The following is a 14,819-nucleotide window of genomic DNA, read 5'->3' as shown; positions in this document are numbered from 1 at the left end:
TTTATGCTACCCCCAGATATTTTTTAATTGCTCTTAACTGACCCATATAGCCTGTACATCTGCACAAGTTACCAGTTAAGTAATGAATTATTTCTTCCTCTGTTGGATTTTTAAGTTCATTTTTCATAGCAATTACAGTCATTATAAAACCCGGACTGCAAAACCCACATTGTTCAGCGCCTTCTGATACAAGAATTTTGGCAAATTCCTCTGCTTCTTCTTTTACTCCTTCTATAGTAGTAATATTTTTTCCATTAACTCTTATAGATAAAGTTGAACAGGATAAAGTTGGCTTTCCTTCTATCCATACTGTGCAAAGACCGCAGCAAGTTGTATCACAGCCTTTTCTTATACTTAATATTCCATTTTTTCTTAAAGTATCGGCTAAAAATTCATCTTTTTCTATTTCAAAATTAACTTTTTTATTATTTAAAATAATTTCTATTTGCACTGTAATACCTCCATTATCGCTCTTTTTACAAGAACCTTGCACATAGATTTCCTGTACTTTGCTGAACCTCTCATATTGCTTCCAAAATGCAGCTCTTCTGAAGCTATGTTTGCCACATTTTCTACATTTTCAATGCTGAAATTTCCACTAGATAACTCGCGGGATGCTCCTTTTGCAATTTTAGCATGTAAAGGTCTAGCTCCTACGACTACAGTCCATTTATCCTCTAATCTAGAAACAGATACATTTAATATAGGATAATCACTTATAGCATTTCTTAAATTTCCATAAACAGCTTTTCTGTTATTTTTCTTTATAAATATTCTAGTTAAAATGTCCTTTTCATAAGGTCTTTCTAAAAACTCTTCTAAGGACATTCTCTTTCCTTTGTATAATTCCACTTCTGTATCTAAACACAATAATGCTGTTATCAAATCAGAAAATCCATACTTTGAATATACAGTAGCACCTACAGTTACTACATTTCTAAACTGAACTCCTATTATATTGCTAACTGATTTAGGTAATATTCCATTAAAGTATTCTTTAAATAGGGGGCTTGTCTCAATATCTCTAAAGCTAGTCATAGCTCCCACTTCTATATATTCATCATCTTCTTTTATATAATTTAAATTAAGCTTTGATAAATCCACAGCTGTACCTATTCTTTTAGCACCCATCCTTAAAAAAGCACAACCTCCAAGAATGGTATTGCTTTTTTTATCTACAAGTACTTTATATGCTTCATCTATTGTATTGGGTTGAACTAAATCTAGTATTGTAAACATCTTTACCTCCTTATAATCTGTATTTTTCACTTTCAGTATAGTAATAAAACGCTTTAACTTTTGTATATCATTTTAATTTAAACAAAAATATATTAAATTGTTCAATATTTATCACAAATCTAAATATTGTTCACAGTTTTCCATTTTTACAAAAGCTATTATATCATATTTTTCGTAAAAGTCGAACATTTATTTATTTTTCATAAAAAATTTTCGTCAATGTCCAATATTAACCAACATAATTATAGTTTTTTATATGCCTTATATGCTAATTTTTTTAATTCAAAGCAAACTAAGAATATTATTAGTTGTATTTGTATATAATTTTGCATTTAAAAAAAGCTATAAAATTAAGGTATTAAACCTCATATTTCATAGCTTAGATTTATATACTTTATTTATTTTTGCTCTGCCCAATCTGCTGGATATGTTACATATAAAAATTTTGCATAATTCGGTACTGAAAATTGTATTTTTGAGTTTTTAGGTATAAAGATTATATCTCCTTTATTACCTACGACTTTTCTTCCATCTATATTAATTTCTAAAGTTCCTTCTATAACATAGTCTACTTCATCATATGTTAATGTCCAATCAAAACATGTCTCATCCATTTCCATAAGACCACATCCAAGCCTTGGACTTTCCTCTAAAGTTACAAGATCTTTAAGGTAAACTTTATCCCCTTCTTTTCCTGTATCAAACTTTTCTGGCTTAACTGTATTTAATTTTACTGATAATATTCCACTTGGATCTACATGTTTTTCAAATTCTTCTTTGTTAGCACTTCCAGTTAAAGTTTCTGTGATTATTTTTCTTACCATATCTTCAAGTAATTTTGAATCAATATTTTGCATATATATACCTCCTAATTTTACCAACTAATATTTAAGAATTTATCGCTTCACTGCTTGCTGCTTTATCTTCATTATTTTTAGATACAATGTTACTTTTAGAAGCTATTACACAAGCCAACATCACTGCTGTAACACCTCCAACTAGCTTTCCAACTATCATTGGAAATATCATTTGTTTTGCAACACCTGCAACAAAACCTAAATGATCACCAAATACAAAAGCTGCACTTACAGCAAAAGCTACATTTATAAGCTTACCTCTGTCATCCATATCTTTAAGCATTCCAAACATAGGAATATTATTTGCAAGAGTTGCTACCATACCTGCTGCTGCAACATCATTCATTCCAAGAAGTGATCCAAGCTTCATAAGTGGCTTTTTAAACACTTTTGTAATTACATAAACCATAGGGAATGCACCAGCTAATACTACTGCAATATCTCCAACTACTTTTATTCCATCATCTAATGGAGTCATTCCTGGGATTATAACTAATCCTGTTAACTTTTCTATTATTCCACAAGCAAGTCCTATTGTTATTAATATGACTACAAATTTTCCAAATAAGTTAAATCCATTTATCATTTTTTCTGGTATTTTCCAAAGTCCTATAGCTATAAGTGCTGCAAAAATTACTATCGGTACTAAATTTCTAAGTATCATTCCTATTTCAAGTCCTGCCACAAGACCACCTATTAAACAACCTATTGGAATTGTTATAATACCTGCAAGCACACCTGTTGCTAAAAACTTATGATCTTTTTTCTCTATGATTCCAAGTGCTACTGGAATTGTAAATACTATTGTAGGCCCCATCATTGATCCTAGTATTGCTCCTGCAAATAAACCTGCTGCTTTAGTTTCCGCAAGCTGAATTGCAAGTGGAAATCCTCCCATATCACAAGCAAGCAATGTTGTTGCAAACATAGATGGATCTGCACCAAGAGCTTTATAGAGCGGAACTACCACTGGTTTTAACACGTTTGCAAGCACTGGAGCCAAGCATATAACACCTACCATTGCTACAGTAAGTGACCCCATAGCCATAAAACCTTCTTCAAATTTTTCACCTAATCCAAATTTGTTTCCAATGCACTTATCTATAGCTGAAATAGCCATAAATGCAACCATGATATATATAATTATTTCATTTATCTGCATGTTATCCCCCATTCCTACGTTTAAACATATTAAAAAATACACTATCTACTAGTTATTTTTTTAACATGATTTATTTTAATAAACTTTCTTCTACTTCCAGACTATCAATAATTCCAACAATTACTGCATCTATAGGTACTGCTTTTATATCAAAGGAAGACTTAGCTGCACTTCCTTTTGTTACAAGAACAGTTTCTCCTATGCCTGCACCTACATTATCAACAGCTACAAAGGCTGACATTCCACCTTCATACGTGGTTTTAGATGGTGCTACTACAAGGAATTTTAACCCGTTTAACTTTTCATCTTTTCTTGTGGCCCATACATTGCCAATAACTTTTCCTATGACCATAATTTTTCCTCCAAGACTACACTCGCTTTATTTTCAAATGATTAATTCTAATAAAGTCTTGTGCAAGTGGTGTTAATATAGATTTTTTAAGTATGTTTATTTCCTTTACACCATCCATATAAAGCCTTCTTAAATCTACTTCTGTTATAAGCTTTTTGCTTAAAGAATTCTTTATAAACTCTTGTTTATTTTCAATTTTTTCACTTATACTGTCCTCATAAACCTCATGGTTTTGTGATTTGTGAATATCTTGTCCACATAATAACGCCCTTATTAAGTTTCCTTCATTTAATATATCAACACCATTATACATAAGTTTTTGTTCATATTCTGTATAAAGCTTATATAAATTTTTATTGGCACTTGACATATATTTTCTATATTCCATTCCATCTTCTAAAACATATACTCTTTTACCTTTAAAAAGGGCATTTATAATAATCTCTTCATATTGACCATTACAAAGTCCAAGAGCTAAATTAGATAAAACTTTTAAATTTAATTTTGATAATACAACTGCCTTATAACAGTCTACATTCACATCACTATTGTATAAATCAACTATATATTTTTCTTCTAAAGCTTCCTTTATATTAGAGCTTTCAAAGCAATCTCCCAGCAATAATATTTTATCCTTAACATATCTATTTTCATCATAAGATAGCTTTTTTATCCTTTTCATTACTTCCTTAGTAATCATTTCTACTAATTTTTCCATATCCATTTATATCACATCCTTTATGGAAAGCTATTTTAAAATTTTTGCTCTTGTTCCCTTTACAAATCCACAAGCATTTGCTTCATCATAATCTATGTGCATAAAAGTTCTGAAGTTTTCATTTACCCTTATAACAACATCATCAAAAATTAAAGGTCTTTTGCTTAAAACTTTAACTTTAACTATCTCTTTATCCTCTACATTGTAAAAAGCCGCATCCTTAGGACATAAATGTATATGTCTCTTAGCTACTATAACACCTTCCTTAAAATCCTTAGAATACTTTTCTGTTGCTATAGTAATTGGCGCACTGCCTTTAATATTTCCAGATTCTCTAATAGGGGCCTTTACCCCTAAAGAAAGTGCATCAGTAAGAGAAAGTTCTATTTGAGTATTTTCTCTTTCTGGACCTAAAACCACTACATTTTTGATAGTACCTTTAGGTCCTATGAGTGTGACTCTTTCTTTGCAAGCATACTGTCCTACTTGAGACAGCTCTTTTACTTTTGTAAGCTTATACCCTGAGCCAAAAAGTAATTCTACATCCTCTCTCGAAAGATGTACATGCCTTCCAGAAGCTTCAACCTGTACAGAAAGCTTTTCTTCAATTCTTTTTAAAGCTTCTTGAACTATAAATTCCAAATCTAAACTGGCCAATCTTATACCCCTTTCTATTTATATTTACCTGTAAGGCATCTAAACATTATTACATAAAAGCAGCTGCTTAATCTATTTAGAGCTCTTATGATATCTTCTCTTGATACCTCTCCCTCTTCATTTTTAAAAGCTTTAAATGCTTCTATTTCCACCTCACGAACGGCACTTCTTAATGAATTTATTGAAACTACAATTTCACCCATTTTATAGCTTGTAAAAAAGTGTTCCATATTAAAATACTTTTTAGGATCATGAGAAATTTCTCTAATTTCCTTTTCATTCATTCCTATAAGATTAATATCTCCAAGAGGCTTTTCCAACACTTCACACCTTAATATCTCTCTTACAAAAGATAAAATTTCTTCCAATTCCAATGCTAACTTTTCATTTTGAAGTTTTACTGATAAAACTTGAGTTTCTAATATTTTAGACTCTAAACTATCTATTTTTCCTCTTAATACAATTTTTTTATGATCTTTAAATACTAATTTGTTTCCATAAAGCTGAGTCATGTGTTCAGGTTTTTCCTCTAAATAACCACCTTGAAAGCACTTATATTTAGGAAAAATTTTACCCGAATCTTCACTTTGATTTGAAACTTCAACTTTGCTATTTTTATTAGTTAATTTATCAACTACTACTAACTTGACATTTCTATCATTCAAATATTGTCTTGCAGACGGAGTTACAATGACTCCCTTTTCTATTTGAAAATTTTTTTCACCTTCTGGTAAATTTTTAAGTTCTCTTCTTACTCCTGCTTCTGTAAGTACCATAATTTTCACATCCTTTTTAGAATGTCCTATATAAACATACTATCCGTAAGTTAACTACCTGACGGATAGTATGTTTTATTAGTTTCTAATAATTGCTAGCCTGTCCCACGTTCTTAACCTGGAATAATTAGCAATTCCTCTATCTATTTAAATAAATTTATTGAACTTCTACTTTTGGAAGTATTGCATCTACTTCTGTATGTGGTCTTGGGATTACATGAACTGATATTAATTCTCCAACTCTTTCTGCAGCTGCTGCACCAGCATCTGTAGCTGCTTTAACAGCTCCAACATCTCCTCTTACCATTACTGTAACAAGTCCGCCTCCTACATGTTCTTTTCCTACTAAAGTAACATTTGCAGCTTTAACCATAGCATCTGCTGCTTCTATTGCTCCTACTAATCCTTTTGTTTCAATCATTCCTAATGCATTTGTACTTGCCATTTTAAATTCCTCCTAAATATTCAAATAATTTTATTTTAATTTACAATCTTTCACTTAACCTTTAAGTTTTTCTAATAATTTTTCAACTATTGCATTTATATACTCTTCATTTAAATCTTTTAAATTTTCACAAGAAGAAATATTCTCTTCTCCTCTTAATTCTTCTATTTCTTTAACTCCATAAACCATTCTTCTTATATTGATTAAATTCATAGGTCCTATATTATCAGAAGTTGAACTTCCACCTACTGCTCCACAACCTAAAGTTAAGGCTGGGACAAGATTTGTTGCTGCACCTATTCCACCTAAAGCTCCTGGAGTATTTACAAGAAGTCTTGAAACTGGTTTTTTTAGTGCAAATTCTCTTATTATATCTTCATTACTTGAATGAATTATAAGAGTATGTCCAGCTCCTTCATTATTTAATACATCTATACACTTTTCACATGCTTTTTCCCAATTTTCTTCGCAATAAAATGCTAAAATTGGAGCAAGCTTTTCTCTTGAATAAGGATATTGTTTTCCAACTTTTGTTTCCTTAGCAATAAGTACTCGTGTATTTTCTGGTATACTTATACCTGCCATTTCTGCTATATTCTTAGGACTCTTACCTACAATTTTAGGATTCATTGTTCCATTAGCTCTTAAAATAAACTTTGACAATCTATCTGCTTCTTCTTCTGTCATGAAATATCCACCTTGTTTTTTGAACTCTTCAATAACTTTAACTCTTGAACATTCTTCTACTACTACTGATTGTTCAGAAGCACATATTGTTCCATTATCAAAAGTTTTACTATCTAAAATTCTTTTAACAGCTAATTTTATATCTGCAGATTTTTCTATAAATGCAGGTCCATTTCCAGGTCCTACTCCTATAGCTGGTGTTCCTGAACTGTATGCTGCTTTTACCATTGCTGATCCACCAGTTGCAAGTATTAAAGCTACATCTTTATGTTTCATAAGTTCAGATGTACCTTCCATGCTCGGAACTGTAACACCTGATATAGCTCCTTCTGGGCATCCTGCTTCAACTGCTGCTTTAGAAATAATTTTAATAGTTTCTAATATGCAATTTTTTGCATTAGGATGTGGTGAGAAAACTATAGAATTTCCCCCCTTAACAGATATCATAGCCTTATATATAACTGTTGAAGTAGGATTTGTTGAAGGCACAAGACCTGCCACAACACCTACAGGTACTGCTATCTCTACAATTTTCTTTTCCCTATTCTCATTTATGATTCCTACAGTTTTCATATCTTTTATATATTCATATACTCTTTTGCTGGCAAAGGTATTTTTTACAATTTTATCTTTCCCCTTACCAAATCCTGTTTCTTCTTCTGCCATTCTAGCTAATTTTTCTGCATTTTCAGCTCCAGCATCCGATATTGCCTTAACTATTTTATCTATTTGTTTCTGGCTCATCGCTGCAAGTATCTTTTGAGCTTCTTTAGCTTTTGATACAAGAGTTCTAACTTCTTGAATAGATATTAAGTCCTTATCTATAACGTCCATCTATTTAATCCTCCTTATAATAGGTTAGTATTTCTTGGATCAGCCTATCTTTTCTGGCAAATTTAATTTGTTTATTTGTCATAGGCGATTTCATTGACCTTACTAATCTTCGTAATTCTTCTACAGTTTTATTTTCTAACTCTTTTGCAAAGTCTTCTTTAACAATTTTTTTACTTGTAGCTTCTTCAAATTCTAATTTTTTACTTTCTTCTTCATCATTTAACGTTTTTTCAATAATTGCGTCTTCACTAACAAAATTATTATTTTCCTCTATAATTTCAACTTTTTCTTCCAGAATACTCCAAGTACTTTTTTCTGGTCTTGCTATAACATGTGTTGAAATCAATTTACATATCTTTTTAGTAGCTTCTTCTGCAGCTTGTACCGCTGAATTAACTGCCCCTACATCTCCTTTTATTTTTACAGTAACTATTCCACCTTTTACTTTTTCGCATCCTATTAAATTAACATTAGCAGCTTTAAGTGCCGTATCAGCAGCTTCTATGGCACCAAGGTAACCGTATACTTCTATTAACCCTAATGCTCCATTATTCATAAAATTACCTTATTAAAAAGCTGTTGGATTTTCAGCTACAAACTGCACTGCTGCAGCAAAAGCATCACATGCTGCTTTACAAGCTGATTGACTTCCTGTTAATAATCCTCCACCAAAGTTAGTTTCTGATGGTGGTCCGTAAAATGCTGCTAAACTTACATCTGCTGCTTTTAAAGCTGCATCTAATCCATACATTGCTTCAAGAGGAGGTGCTATTAAATAAGCTATTGCTTCTCCTTCTTTTATATTAGCTGTTTGTGAAAGGTAGGTTCCAGTTCTTGATATGCAATGAGCATAATATACTATTGAATTGTCATCATTAGCACTTACAAAATGCGCTCCATTTTCTACAAAGTCAAGAAGTGAGTTAACACCACTTCTAACTTCTGCTGGATTTGGTCCTGCAAGTATACCTATAACTTCACCAGCTAATTTTGTATTTGAATTAGCCGAACCTCCATACATTGATTTTGCATAAACTACATCCACATCTGCTGCTTTTGTAGCTTCATCTAAAGCAGTGTAAGTTACATCATCTATATCTGATGTTATTAAACCAAGACTTTTATGATGTGATTCTAAATTAAAGGCTTTAGCCATTTCTGGACTTACATTTGAAATTATCTTTACACTTAATACTGTTGCACGAATAGCTTCGTTTTTCATATGCTTTTCCTCCTAAACCAGTTAAATTTTTAAATCTATACCGCTTGCTTTTTTATCCAAAATTTCTTTTATTATTTCAGCTATATGTGCTCCTGCTTCAACTGGTGCTGTTCCACCTTTGTGTATATTTGAAAGAACAGTTCTTCTAGCTTCTGGCATATTTACTGTTGCCTTATAAGCTATATATGCACTCATACTTTCTGCTGTTACAAGACCTGGTCTTTCACCTATAAGCACGCAAGTAACATCTGCTTGTAATGCTTCTGAAATGACATCCATAGCTCCTACTCTTCCGTATTTTACAAAGAAAGTAGTTCCAACACTTAAATTATAAGAATTAAGTCCTTGCATAATAGCTGGAAGTATGTCCTTAATATTAGCTTCTATTGCAGCTGAGCTCAAACCATCTGATACATATATTTGAACCTGTGGTCTCATAGTGCACTTAGATTTAATCTCATCTATTGTTTCCTTTGAAAACTTTCTTCCTAAATCTGGTCTTGTTATATATTCATCCTTATTCTCACATAAAGTTTTTACTGAGAAAAGATTTTCTTCCTTTAAAAATTCCTCAGGAACATCTGAAAATACTGAATCCTGTGCTGCTGCATGGTCTGCTCTAAATCTAAGTGAAGTTTCCGTTTTATATCTTGGACCAGCTCTCCATATTCCAATTCTTGATGGAGTTTTTTCTTTCATTTTTAAATATCCCTCAGCATCCGATGGATTTGGAACTAAAAGCTGCTCTTTTATATTAATTTCTGTTATATCATCTACAAATCCATTTTCTACTTGAGATGATGATGTACATTTTTTAGGCTCAATTTCTTTTTTAAATTCTTCTTTTTTATCACTTGTCATTTCCGTTAAAAGTTGGGAAACTAATTGTTTTAATTCTACTTCTGATATCATTGATATTTCTCCTTTCACTATTTAAGAAATACAGATGCATCTCCTGCTTTTTTAGTTAATTTTCCATTTTCTACAAAACCCATTTTATTAAGCCATTGATCAAATTCCTTTATTGGCTTCAAGTTTAATAATTCTCTTAAAGTAGCTGTATCATGGTATCCTGTGCATTGGTAATTAAGCATTACATCATCACCATGTGGCACTCCCATAAAGTAGTTACAGCCTGCTGCTGCAAGCAGTACAGCTAAGTTTTCTATGTCATTTTGATCAGCTTTCATGTGGTTAGTGTAGCAAGCATCACATCCCATTGGTATTCCTGTAAGTTTACCCATGAAATGATCCTCAAGTCCTGCCCTTATAACCTGTTTACTATCATATAAGTATTCAGGTCCTATAAATCCAACTACTGTGTTTACAAGGAAAGGATTATACTTTTTAGCAAAACCATAACATCTTGCTTCCATAGTAAGCTGGTCAACTCCATGATGGGCGTCTGAAGATAACTCAGATCCCTGTCCAGTTTCAAAATACATCACATTTGGTCCTTCTCCAGTACCTTCTTTTAATGCTAGTTGTCTAGCTTCTTCAATCATGTCACCAGTTATTCCAAAGGCTTCATTTCCTTTTTGTGAACCTGCTATACTTTGGAATATAAGATCAGTTGGAGCTCCTTTTCTTACAGCTTCCATTTGAGTTGTTACATGTGCAAGTACACAATTCTGTGTTGGTATTTTCCATTTATTTTTAAACTCATCAAATTTTTTTAATACTTTTGTTACACTTTCCACAGAATCATCAACTGGATTTAATCCTATAACAGCGTCTCCGATACCAAAACTTAATCCTTCCATAAGAGATGCAAGTATTCCATCAGGGTCATCTGTAGGATGGTTAGGCTGAAGTCTTGCAGATAAAGTTCCTTCTAATCCTATAGTTGTATTGCAGTGAGCCGTTATTCTTATCTTTCTTGCTCCATATATCAAATCTAAATTTGACATTAGCTTTGCTACTGCAGCAACCATTTCACTAGTTAATCCTCTGCTCACTCTCTTTATATCAGCTCCAGTAGTGTCTTCATCTAATATCCATTCTCTTAATTCTGATACTGTCCAATTTTTTATCTCATTATAAATCTTTTCATTTACTGCATCTTGAATTATTCTTGTTACTTCATCAACTTCATATGGTACTGCAGGATTATTTCTTAGATCTTCCAAAGTAACACTTGCTAAAACTACCTTAGCAGCTACTCTCTCTTCAGAAGATTCCGCAGCAATTCCAGCAAGCTTATCTCCTGATTTTTCTTCATTGGCTTTAGCCATTACTTCCATCAATGATTTGAATTCATATACATGTCCAAATAATTTTGTTTTTAATTTCAAAACAATTCCCTCCTTTATATCATTAAGAATTAAATACCAATGTCTTAATTACTACAGGTACTACTTTTCCATCTGCTAATGGCTTACCAATATCAATGTAGTCCCCATTTTGAACTTTTATAGCATCTATACATATAACTGGTTTCTTAAAATTCAAGTTATTCTGTATAGTTTGTCCCAAAACCTTAGCAATATCATTTTCTACTACAACTATAATAGGAAAATCCTCTTTCATTATTTCTGCCATACCTTCTATTAGCACACTAGAAAGCTCTTCAATTTCTTTAAAGCTAGGATTCTTCTTAGCTTTTAAAGCAAGTGCCACTGGCTGAATTTCATTTTCTAATACAAACCAGTTTAATTTTTCCTTTATAATTTTAGTAAGTTCTTTAGGCTCTAACTTTTCATCTTCTGAAGATAACTTCAATATTGGAAGATTTTTTATAGGAAGTTTATCTTCTGTGTAGGTTATAGTACTTCCACTTATATCTGTAGTATGTGAGCCTGCACCTACCACTGTAGCTCTTATAGTTTCTTGAGATTTTTTTAAGTTTAACTTTTCACATAAAAAAGATTTTTTAATAGCTTGACCTAATAGTATTCCTATATCACCATATTTAAAGATATCTCCATCTGGTTCATTGTATATATAATCTGCAACCCCTCCTGAAAAGGTTATGCACTTTATATCTTTTTTAAGATCTAATCCTTTATTAGTTATAATTCTTTCATAAAATCCTGATCTTTCTCTAAGACCTACACTTTCTTCCAAAAGTTTTACCATTTCATCTACTACAGCAGAAAGTTTATCTTTTGAGGCTTCTTCACCTTCTTGAATTTCAATTTTCTTTAGCTTACATAACTCTTTTATTTTTTCTGCTATATAAGTTATTTTTCTTGAAGATTTATCAATTTTTATAAGTCTTCCACCTATATCAAGACATCCAACTTCAACTAATTCTCCTCTATTAAATACTGCAATATTTGTGGTTCCTCCACCAATGTCTAAATTAACTACCACAGTATTTTCTTCCTTAGATATTCTGTCAGCACCTGCACCTTTTCCTGAAATTATTGACTCAAGATCTGGTCCTGCAGTTGCCACTACAAAATCTCCAGCAAACCCACTTAATTTTTGTATTACATAATTGGCATTATTCTTTCTTGCAGTTTCTCCTGTTATGATTACAGCCCCTGTTCTAACATCATCTTTAGACACTCCAGCTTTTTCATATTCACTTTTTACAATTTCTCTTACCCTTTCACCATTAATTTCTTTTTGAGATATAAGAGGTGTAAAGTAAATATCGCTTCTATATACAATTTTCTTATCTACTATACTTATTCTTGGTACAGAAAAACTTGAAGCTGTATTTTCAATTGTTATATTACTGAATATAAGCTGTGTAGTGGATGTCCCTATGTCAATTCCCACACTTAAAATCTCTTCTTTCACTTTCAATCCTCCTTCCTTTTAAAAATACAAAGAGGCTTAAAATTACTATTTAAATAATAATTTTAAGCCTCTTTGCTTGATTTATATAAACACGCCTTTGTGTTTAATTCACTATTTTAATTTTTAAAATCAAATCTTATTTTTGTTCCTGTGTTATTTGAAACTATATCTATATCTCCATTTAGTTTATCTTTTACTAAATTCTTTACTATACTTAAACCAAGACTATTACTTCTCTTATTTTTAATATCAAAACCTATTCCATTATCTATTAAATTTATAGCGGAATAAATTTCACCTTTTTTAATTATTATATCTATAATTCCTGAATCCTTATTTTTAAAAGCATAATGCATAGAATTTTGTAATAACTCATTTACAACTAATGCTATAGACGTTGCCTTATCAGAATCTATTTTAAAATCGTCACCTTCTAAATTTACTTTTATATTTTTGCTTTCACCGTCAAAGTATTTTACAGTATTGTTTTTTATATTGCTTACTACATCCTGAATATTTACTTCATCTATGCCTTCTTTGGCAAGTATCTCATGTGTAGCTGCTATGCTTAATATCCTATTCATGCTTTCATTTAAGGATTCTTTTGTGCTTTCATTATCACTTCTCCTAGCTTGAAGCCTTAAAAGGCTTGCTACGGTTTGAAGATTATTTTTAACCCTGTGATGTATTTCTTTAATAGCCACAGATTTTAATATAAGTTCTTTTTCCTTTTGTTTCATACTGGTTATGTCCTTAATCATTAAAATAAGTTTTATCGTTTTGGCTGGTATAAATATTCTTTTTAATTCTAAAAACAAGTTTCCAACATTAACTTCTTGTACTTGAATGCTTTGGCCTGAAGAAGCATTTTCCATGTTACTCTCTTTTATAACATTTTCGAATGTGGAATTATCAAAGGATATGTTATCATAATCCATTCCAATTAATGTATCCTTATAACCTAACTTTGAATAAAGCCTATCAGCTTTAGGATTTTTAAATCTTACCACTCCATCTTCATCAAACATGATTATAGCTTGATCTAAATTATTGGTTATAGGATTACCACCTTCAGTTATAGACATAAGTGTATCTGTTAATGTTTTGTATCCTTCAGTTAACATTTCTACATATCTGTCATTATTGATCTTACTTGTTACATCTTTTTCTATTATAAGTGCACCTATTACCCTATTATTATTTTTAATAGGTGCAACACTTTGTCTTACATTTACCATTTCTTGAGTTACAGCTTTTAATTCCTTTGTAGCTATACCAAGCTCCAATGTTCTTAATACTGCTGGCTCATTACTTCTATAAGCTAATTTTCCAACTACTGAATTTTTATACATGCTCTTACCATTTAGTGGTTTTGCTTCTGCTACTACTATTGCTACATCTTTATCTCTTGTTGGACAATCTATAAATACATCCCCATTAGATACATCTGCTAAAGATTGTATTGAACACACCATATTTTCTATTTTTAATATATCATGTTTAGTTAAATCAGTATATTGTATACATAATTCTCTTATATTTGGATTATGCATAATTCGAAAGTATTATCTCCGATATTTGTTTCATGGTGCATCTTTTATTCATACTTAAATTCCTAATTTTAGAGTAAGCATCTTCTTCACTAATATTTTCTTTTTTTATTAACAACCCTTTAGCTTTTTCTATTGTTTTTCTTTCTTCAAGTTTCTTACTAATATTTTCAAGATCTTTCTTCATCTTTTTAAATTCTCTACTTTTAGATATCGCTACCTCAAGAGTAGGAACTAAAGATTTTTGATCTAGTGGCTTTACCAAGTATCCTATTGCGCCAACTTTAGCTGCCTTTTCAATAAAATCATTTCCACTGTAGGCTGTAAGAAGTACTACTCCACCTGCTAAATTTTCATTTTGAATTATTTTTGTAGCATTTAATCCATCAAGTATAGGCATCTTTATATCCATAATCACCAAATCCGGTAAATATCTTCTACAAAGCTCCACTGCATCAAAACCATCAGAAGCTTCTGCTACCACATTGTATTTAGCTTCCTCCAGCATTTCTCGTAAATCCATTCTTGTAATAGGTTCATCATCGGCTATTACTATTCTCTTTAACATAT

At 31.3% G+C, this 14,819-nt stretch carries 17 protein-coding genes; all 17 read right to left on the bottom strand.

Annotated elements, in window-relative coordinates; all coding sequences use genetic code 11:
- Position 1: 1 nt before the first annotated feature.
- The 17 genes from EG57_RS0206360 to EG57_RS0206280 all read right to left on the bottom strand — a co-directional run bounded on the left by EG57_RS0206360 (position 2) and on the right by EG57_RS0206280 (position 14,817).
- Positions 2–451 carry a (2Fe-2S)-binding protein gene (locus tag EG57_RS0206360; RefSeq protein WP_032076416.1) on the bottom strand — a complete coding sequence of 150 codons (450 nt, stop codon included), beginning with the start codon at positions 449–451 and terminating at the stop codon, positions 2–4.
- Positions 442–1,239, bottom strand: a complete 798-nt coding sequence (locus EG57_RS0206355; protein ID WP_032076415.1) for an FAD binding domain-containing protein — start codon at positions 1,237–1,239, stop codon at positions 442–444. Before EG57_RS0206355 ends, EG57_RS0206360 begins: the two co-directional genes overlap by 10 nt.
- A 398-nt stretch (positions 1,240–1,637) precedes the next feature.
- Complete coding sequence (locus EG57_RS0206350; RefSeq protein WP_029954335.1) at positions 1,638–2,096, bottom strand: cupin domain-containing protein; 459 nt, start codon at positions 2,094–2,096, stop codon at positions 1,638–1,640.
- A 31-nt stretch (positions 2,097–2,127) separates the two neighbouring features.
- The gene (gene eutH / locus EG57_RS0206345; protein ID WP_029159306.1) at positions 2,128–3,258 is read right to left on the bottom strand and encodes an ethanolamine utilization protein EutH; all 1,131 of its coding nucleotides are present in this window, start codon (positions 3,256–3,258) and stop codon (positions 2,128–2,130) included.
- 70 nt (positions 3,259–3,328) lie between these two features.
- Positions 3,329–3,610, bottom strand: coding sequence for a EutN/CcmL family microcompartment protein (locus EG57_RS0206340; protein ID WP_029159305.1), 282 nt, complete (start codon positions 3,608–3,610; stop codon positions 3,329–3,331).
- A 16-nt stretch (positions 3,611–3,626) separates the two neighbouring features.
- Positions 3,627–4,334: a hypothetical protein gene (locus EG57_RS0206335; protein WP_032076414.1), complete on the bottom strand. Its 708-nt coding sequence runs from the start codon at positions 4,332–4,334 to the stop codon at positions 3,627–3,629.
- A gap of 24 nt (positions 4,335–4,358) precedes the next feature.
- Positions 4,359–4,991: an ethanolamine utilization phosphate acetyltransferase EutD gene (gene eutD, locus EG57_RS0206330; protein WP_414629340.1), complete on the bottom strand. Its 633-nt coding sequence runs from the start codon at positions 4,989–4,991 to the stop codon at positions 4,359–4,361.
- A gap of 8 nt (positions 4,992–4,999) precedes the next feature.
- Entirely contained in the window at positions 5,000–5,761 is a 762-nt protein-coding gene (locus tag EG57_RS0206325) for a cobalamin adenosyltransferase (RefSeq protein WP_200880533.1), read from the bottom strand.
- A gap of 157 nt (positions 5,762–5,918) precedes the next feature.
- Positions 5,919–6,206, bottom strand: a complete 288-nt coding sequence (locus tag EG57_RS0206320) for a BMC domain-containing protein (RefSeq protein ID WP_029159301.1) — start codon at positions 6,204–6,206, stop codon at positions 5,919–5,921.
- 54 nt (positions 6,207–6,260) lie between these two features.
- The gene (locus EG57_RS0206315) at positions 6,261–7,727 is read right to left on the bottom strand and encodes an acetaldehyde dehydrogenase (acetylating) (protein WP_032076413.1); all 1,467 of its coding nucleotides are present in this window, start codon (positions 7,725–7,727) and stop codon (positions 6,261–6,263) included.
- A gap of 4 nt (positions 7,728–7,731) precedes the next feature.
- Positions 7,732–8,283: a BMC domain-containing protein gene (locus EG57_RS27235; protein ID WP_032076412.1), complete on the bottom strand. Its 552-nt coding sequence runs from the start codon at positions 8,281–8,283 to the stop codon at positions 7,732–7,734.
- 12 nt (positions 8,284–8,295) lie between these two features.
- Positions 8,296–8,949 carry an ethanolamine utilization microcompartment protein EutL gene (gene eutL, locus EG57_RS0206305; RefSeq protein ID WP_029159298.1) on the bottom strand — a complete coding sequence of 218 codons (654 nt, stop codon included), beginning with the start codon at positions 8,947–8,949 and terminating at the stop codon, positions 8,296–8,298.
- Positions 8,950–8,970: 21 nt separating this feature from the next.
- Positions 8,971–9,858 carry an ethanolamine ammonia-lyase subunit EutC gene (gene eutC, locus EG57_RS0206300; RefSeq protein WP_029159297.1) on the bottom strand — a complete coding sequence of 296 codons (888 nt, stop codon included), beginning with the start codon at positions 9,856–9,858 and terminating at the stop codon, positions 8,971–8,973.
- 20 nt (positions 9,859–9,878) lie between these two features.
- Positions 9,879–11,243, bottom strand: a complete 1,365-nt coding sequence (locus EG57_RS0206295; protein WP_029159296.1) for an ethanolamine ammonia-lyase subunit EutB — start codon at positions 11,241–11,243, stop codon at positions 9,879–9,881.
- Positions 11,244–11,265: 22 nt separating this feature from the next.
- Positions 11,266–12,699, bottom strand: coding sequence for an ethanolamine ammonia-lyase reactivating factor EutA (eutA, locus tag EG57_RS0206290; protein ID WP_029159295.1), 1,434 nt, complete (start codon positions 12,697–12,699; stop codon positions 11,266–11,268).
- A gap of 116 nt (positions 12,700–12,815) precedes the next feature.
- Positions 12,816–14,252: a sensor histidine kinase gene (locus EG57_RS0206285; RefSeq protein ID WP_032076411.1), complete on the bottom strand. Its 1,437-nt coding sequence runs from the start codon at positions 14,250–14,252 to the stop codon at positions 12,816–12,818.
- Positions 14,245–14,817, bottom strand: a complete 573-nt coding sequence (locus EG57_RS0206280) for an ANTAR domain-containing response regulator (RefSeq protein WP_032076410.1) — start codon at positions 14,815–14,817, stop codon at positions 14,245–14,247. Before EG57_RS0206280 ends, EG57_RS0206285 begins: the two co-directional genes overlap by 8 nt.
- Between the last annotated feature and the right edge of the window lie 2 nt (positions 14,818–14,819).

Source organism: Clostridium drakei (genome assembly GCF_000633595.2).
In the GTDB taxonomy this organism is placed as follows: domain Bacteria; phylum Bacillota; class Clostridia; order Clostridiales; family Clostridiaceae; genus Clostridium_AM; species Clostridium_AM drakei.
This window is presented reverse-complemented; position numbering and strand designations above follow the sequence as displayed.

Coding starts and splice junctions, on each gene's coding strand:
- EG57_RS0206285 (WP_032076411.1), bottom strand. CDS start 14,252: ATGCATAATCCAAATATAAGAGAATTATGTATACAATATACTGATTTA.
- EG57_RS0206340 (WP_029159305.1), bottom strand. CDS start 3,610: ATGGTCATAGGAAAAGTTATTGGCAATGTATGGGCCACAAGAAAAGAT.
- EG57_RS27235 (WP_032076412.1), bottom strand. CDS start 8,283: ATGAATAATGGAGCATTAGGGTTAATAGAAGTATACGGTTACCTTGGT.
- EG57_RS0206325 (WP_200880533.1), bottom strand. CDS start 5,761: ATGGTACTTACAGAAGCAGGAGTAAGAAGAGAACTTAAAAATTTACCA.
- eutL (WP_029159298.1), bottom strand. CDS start 8,949: ATGAAAAACGAAGCTATTCGTGCAACAGTATTAAGTGTAAAGATAATT.
- EG57_RS0206350 (WP_029954335.1), bottom strand. CDS start 2,096: ATGCAAAATATTGATTCAAAATTACTTGAAGATATGGTAAGAAAAATA.
- EG57_RS0206320 (WP_029159301.1), bottom strand. CDS start 6,206: ATGGCAAGTACAAATGCATTAGGAATGATTGAAACAAAAGGATTAGTA.
- EG57_RS0206315 (WP_032076413.1), bottom strand. CDS start 7,727: ATGGACGTTATAGATAAGGACTTAATATCTATTCAAGAAGTTAGAACT.
- EG57_RS0206335 (WP_032076414.1), bottom strand. CDS start 4,334: ATGGATATGGAAAAATTAGTAGAAATGATTACTAAGGAAGTAATGAAA.
- EG57_RS0206355 (WP_032076415.1), bottom strand. CDS start 1,239: ATGTTTACAATACTAGATTTAGTTCAACCCAATACAATAGATGAAGCA.
- EG57_RS0206280 (WP_032076410.1), bottom strand. CDS start 14,817: ATGTTAAAGAGAATAGTAATAGCCGATGATGAACCTATTACAAGAATG.
- eutH (WP_029159306.1), bottom strand. CDS start 3,258: ATGCAGATAAATGAAATAATTATATATATCATGGTTGCATTTATGGCT.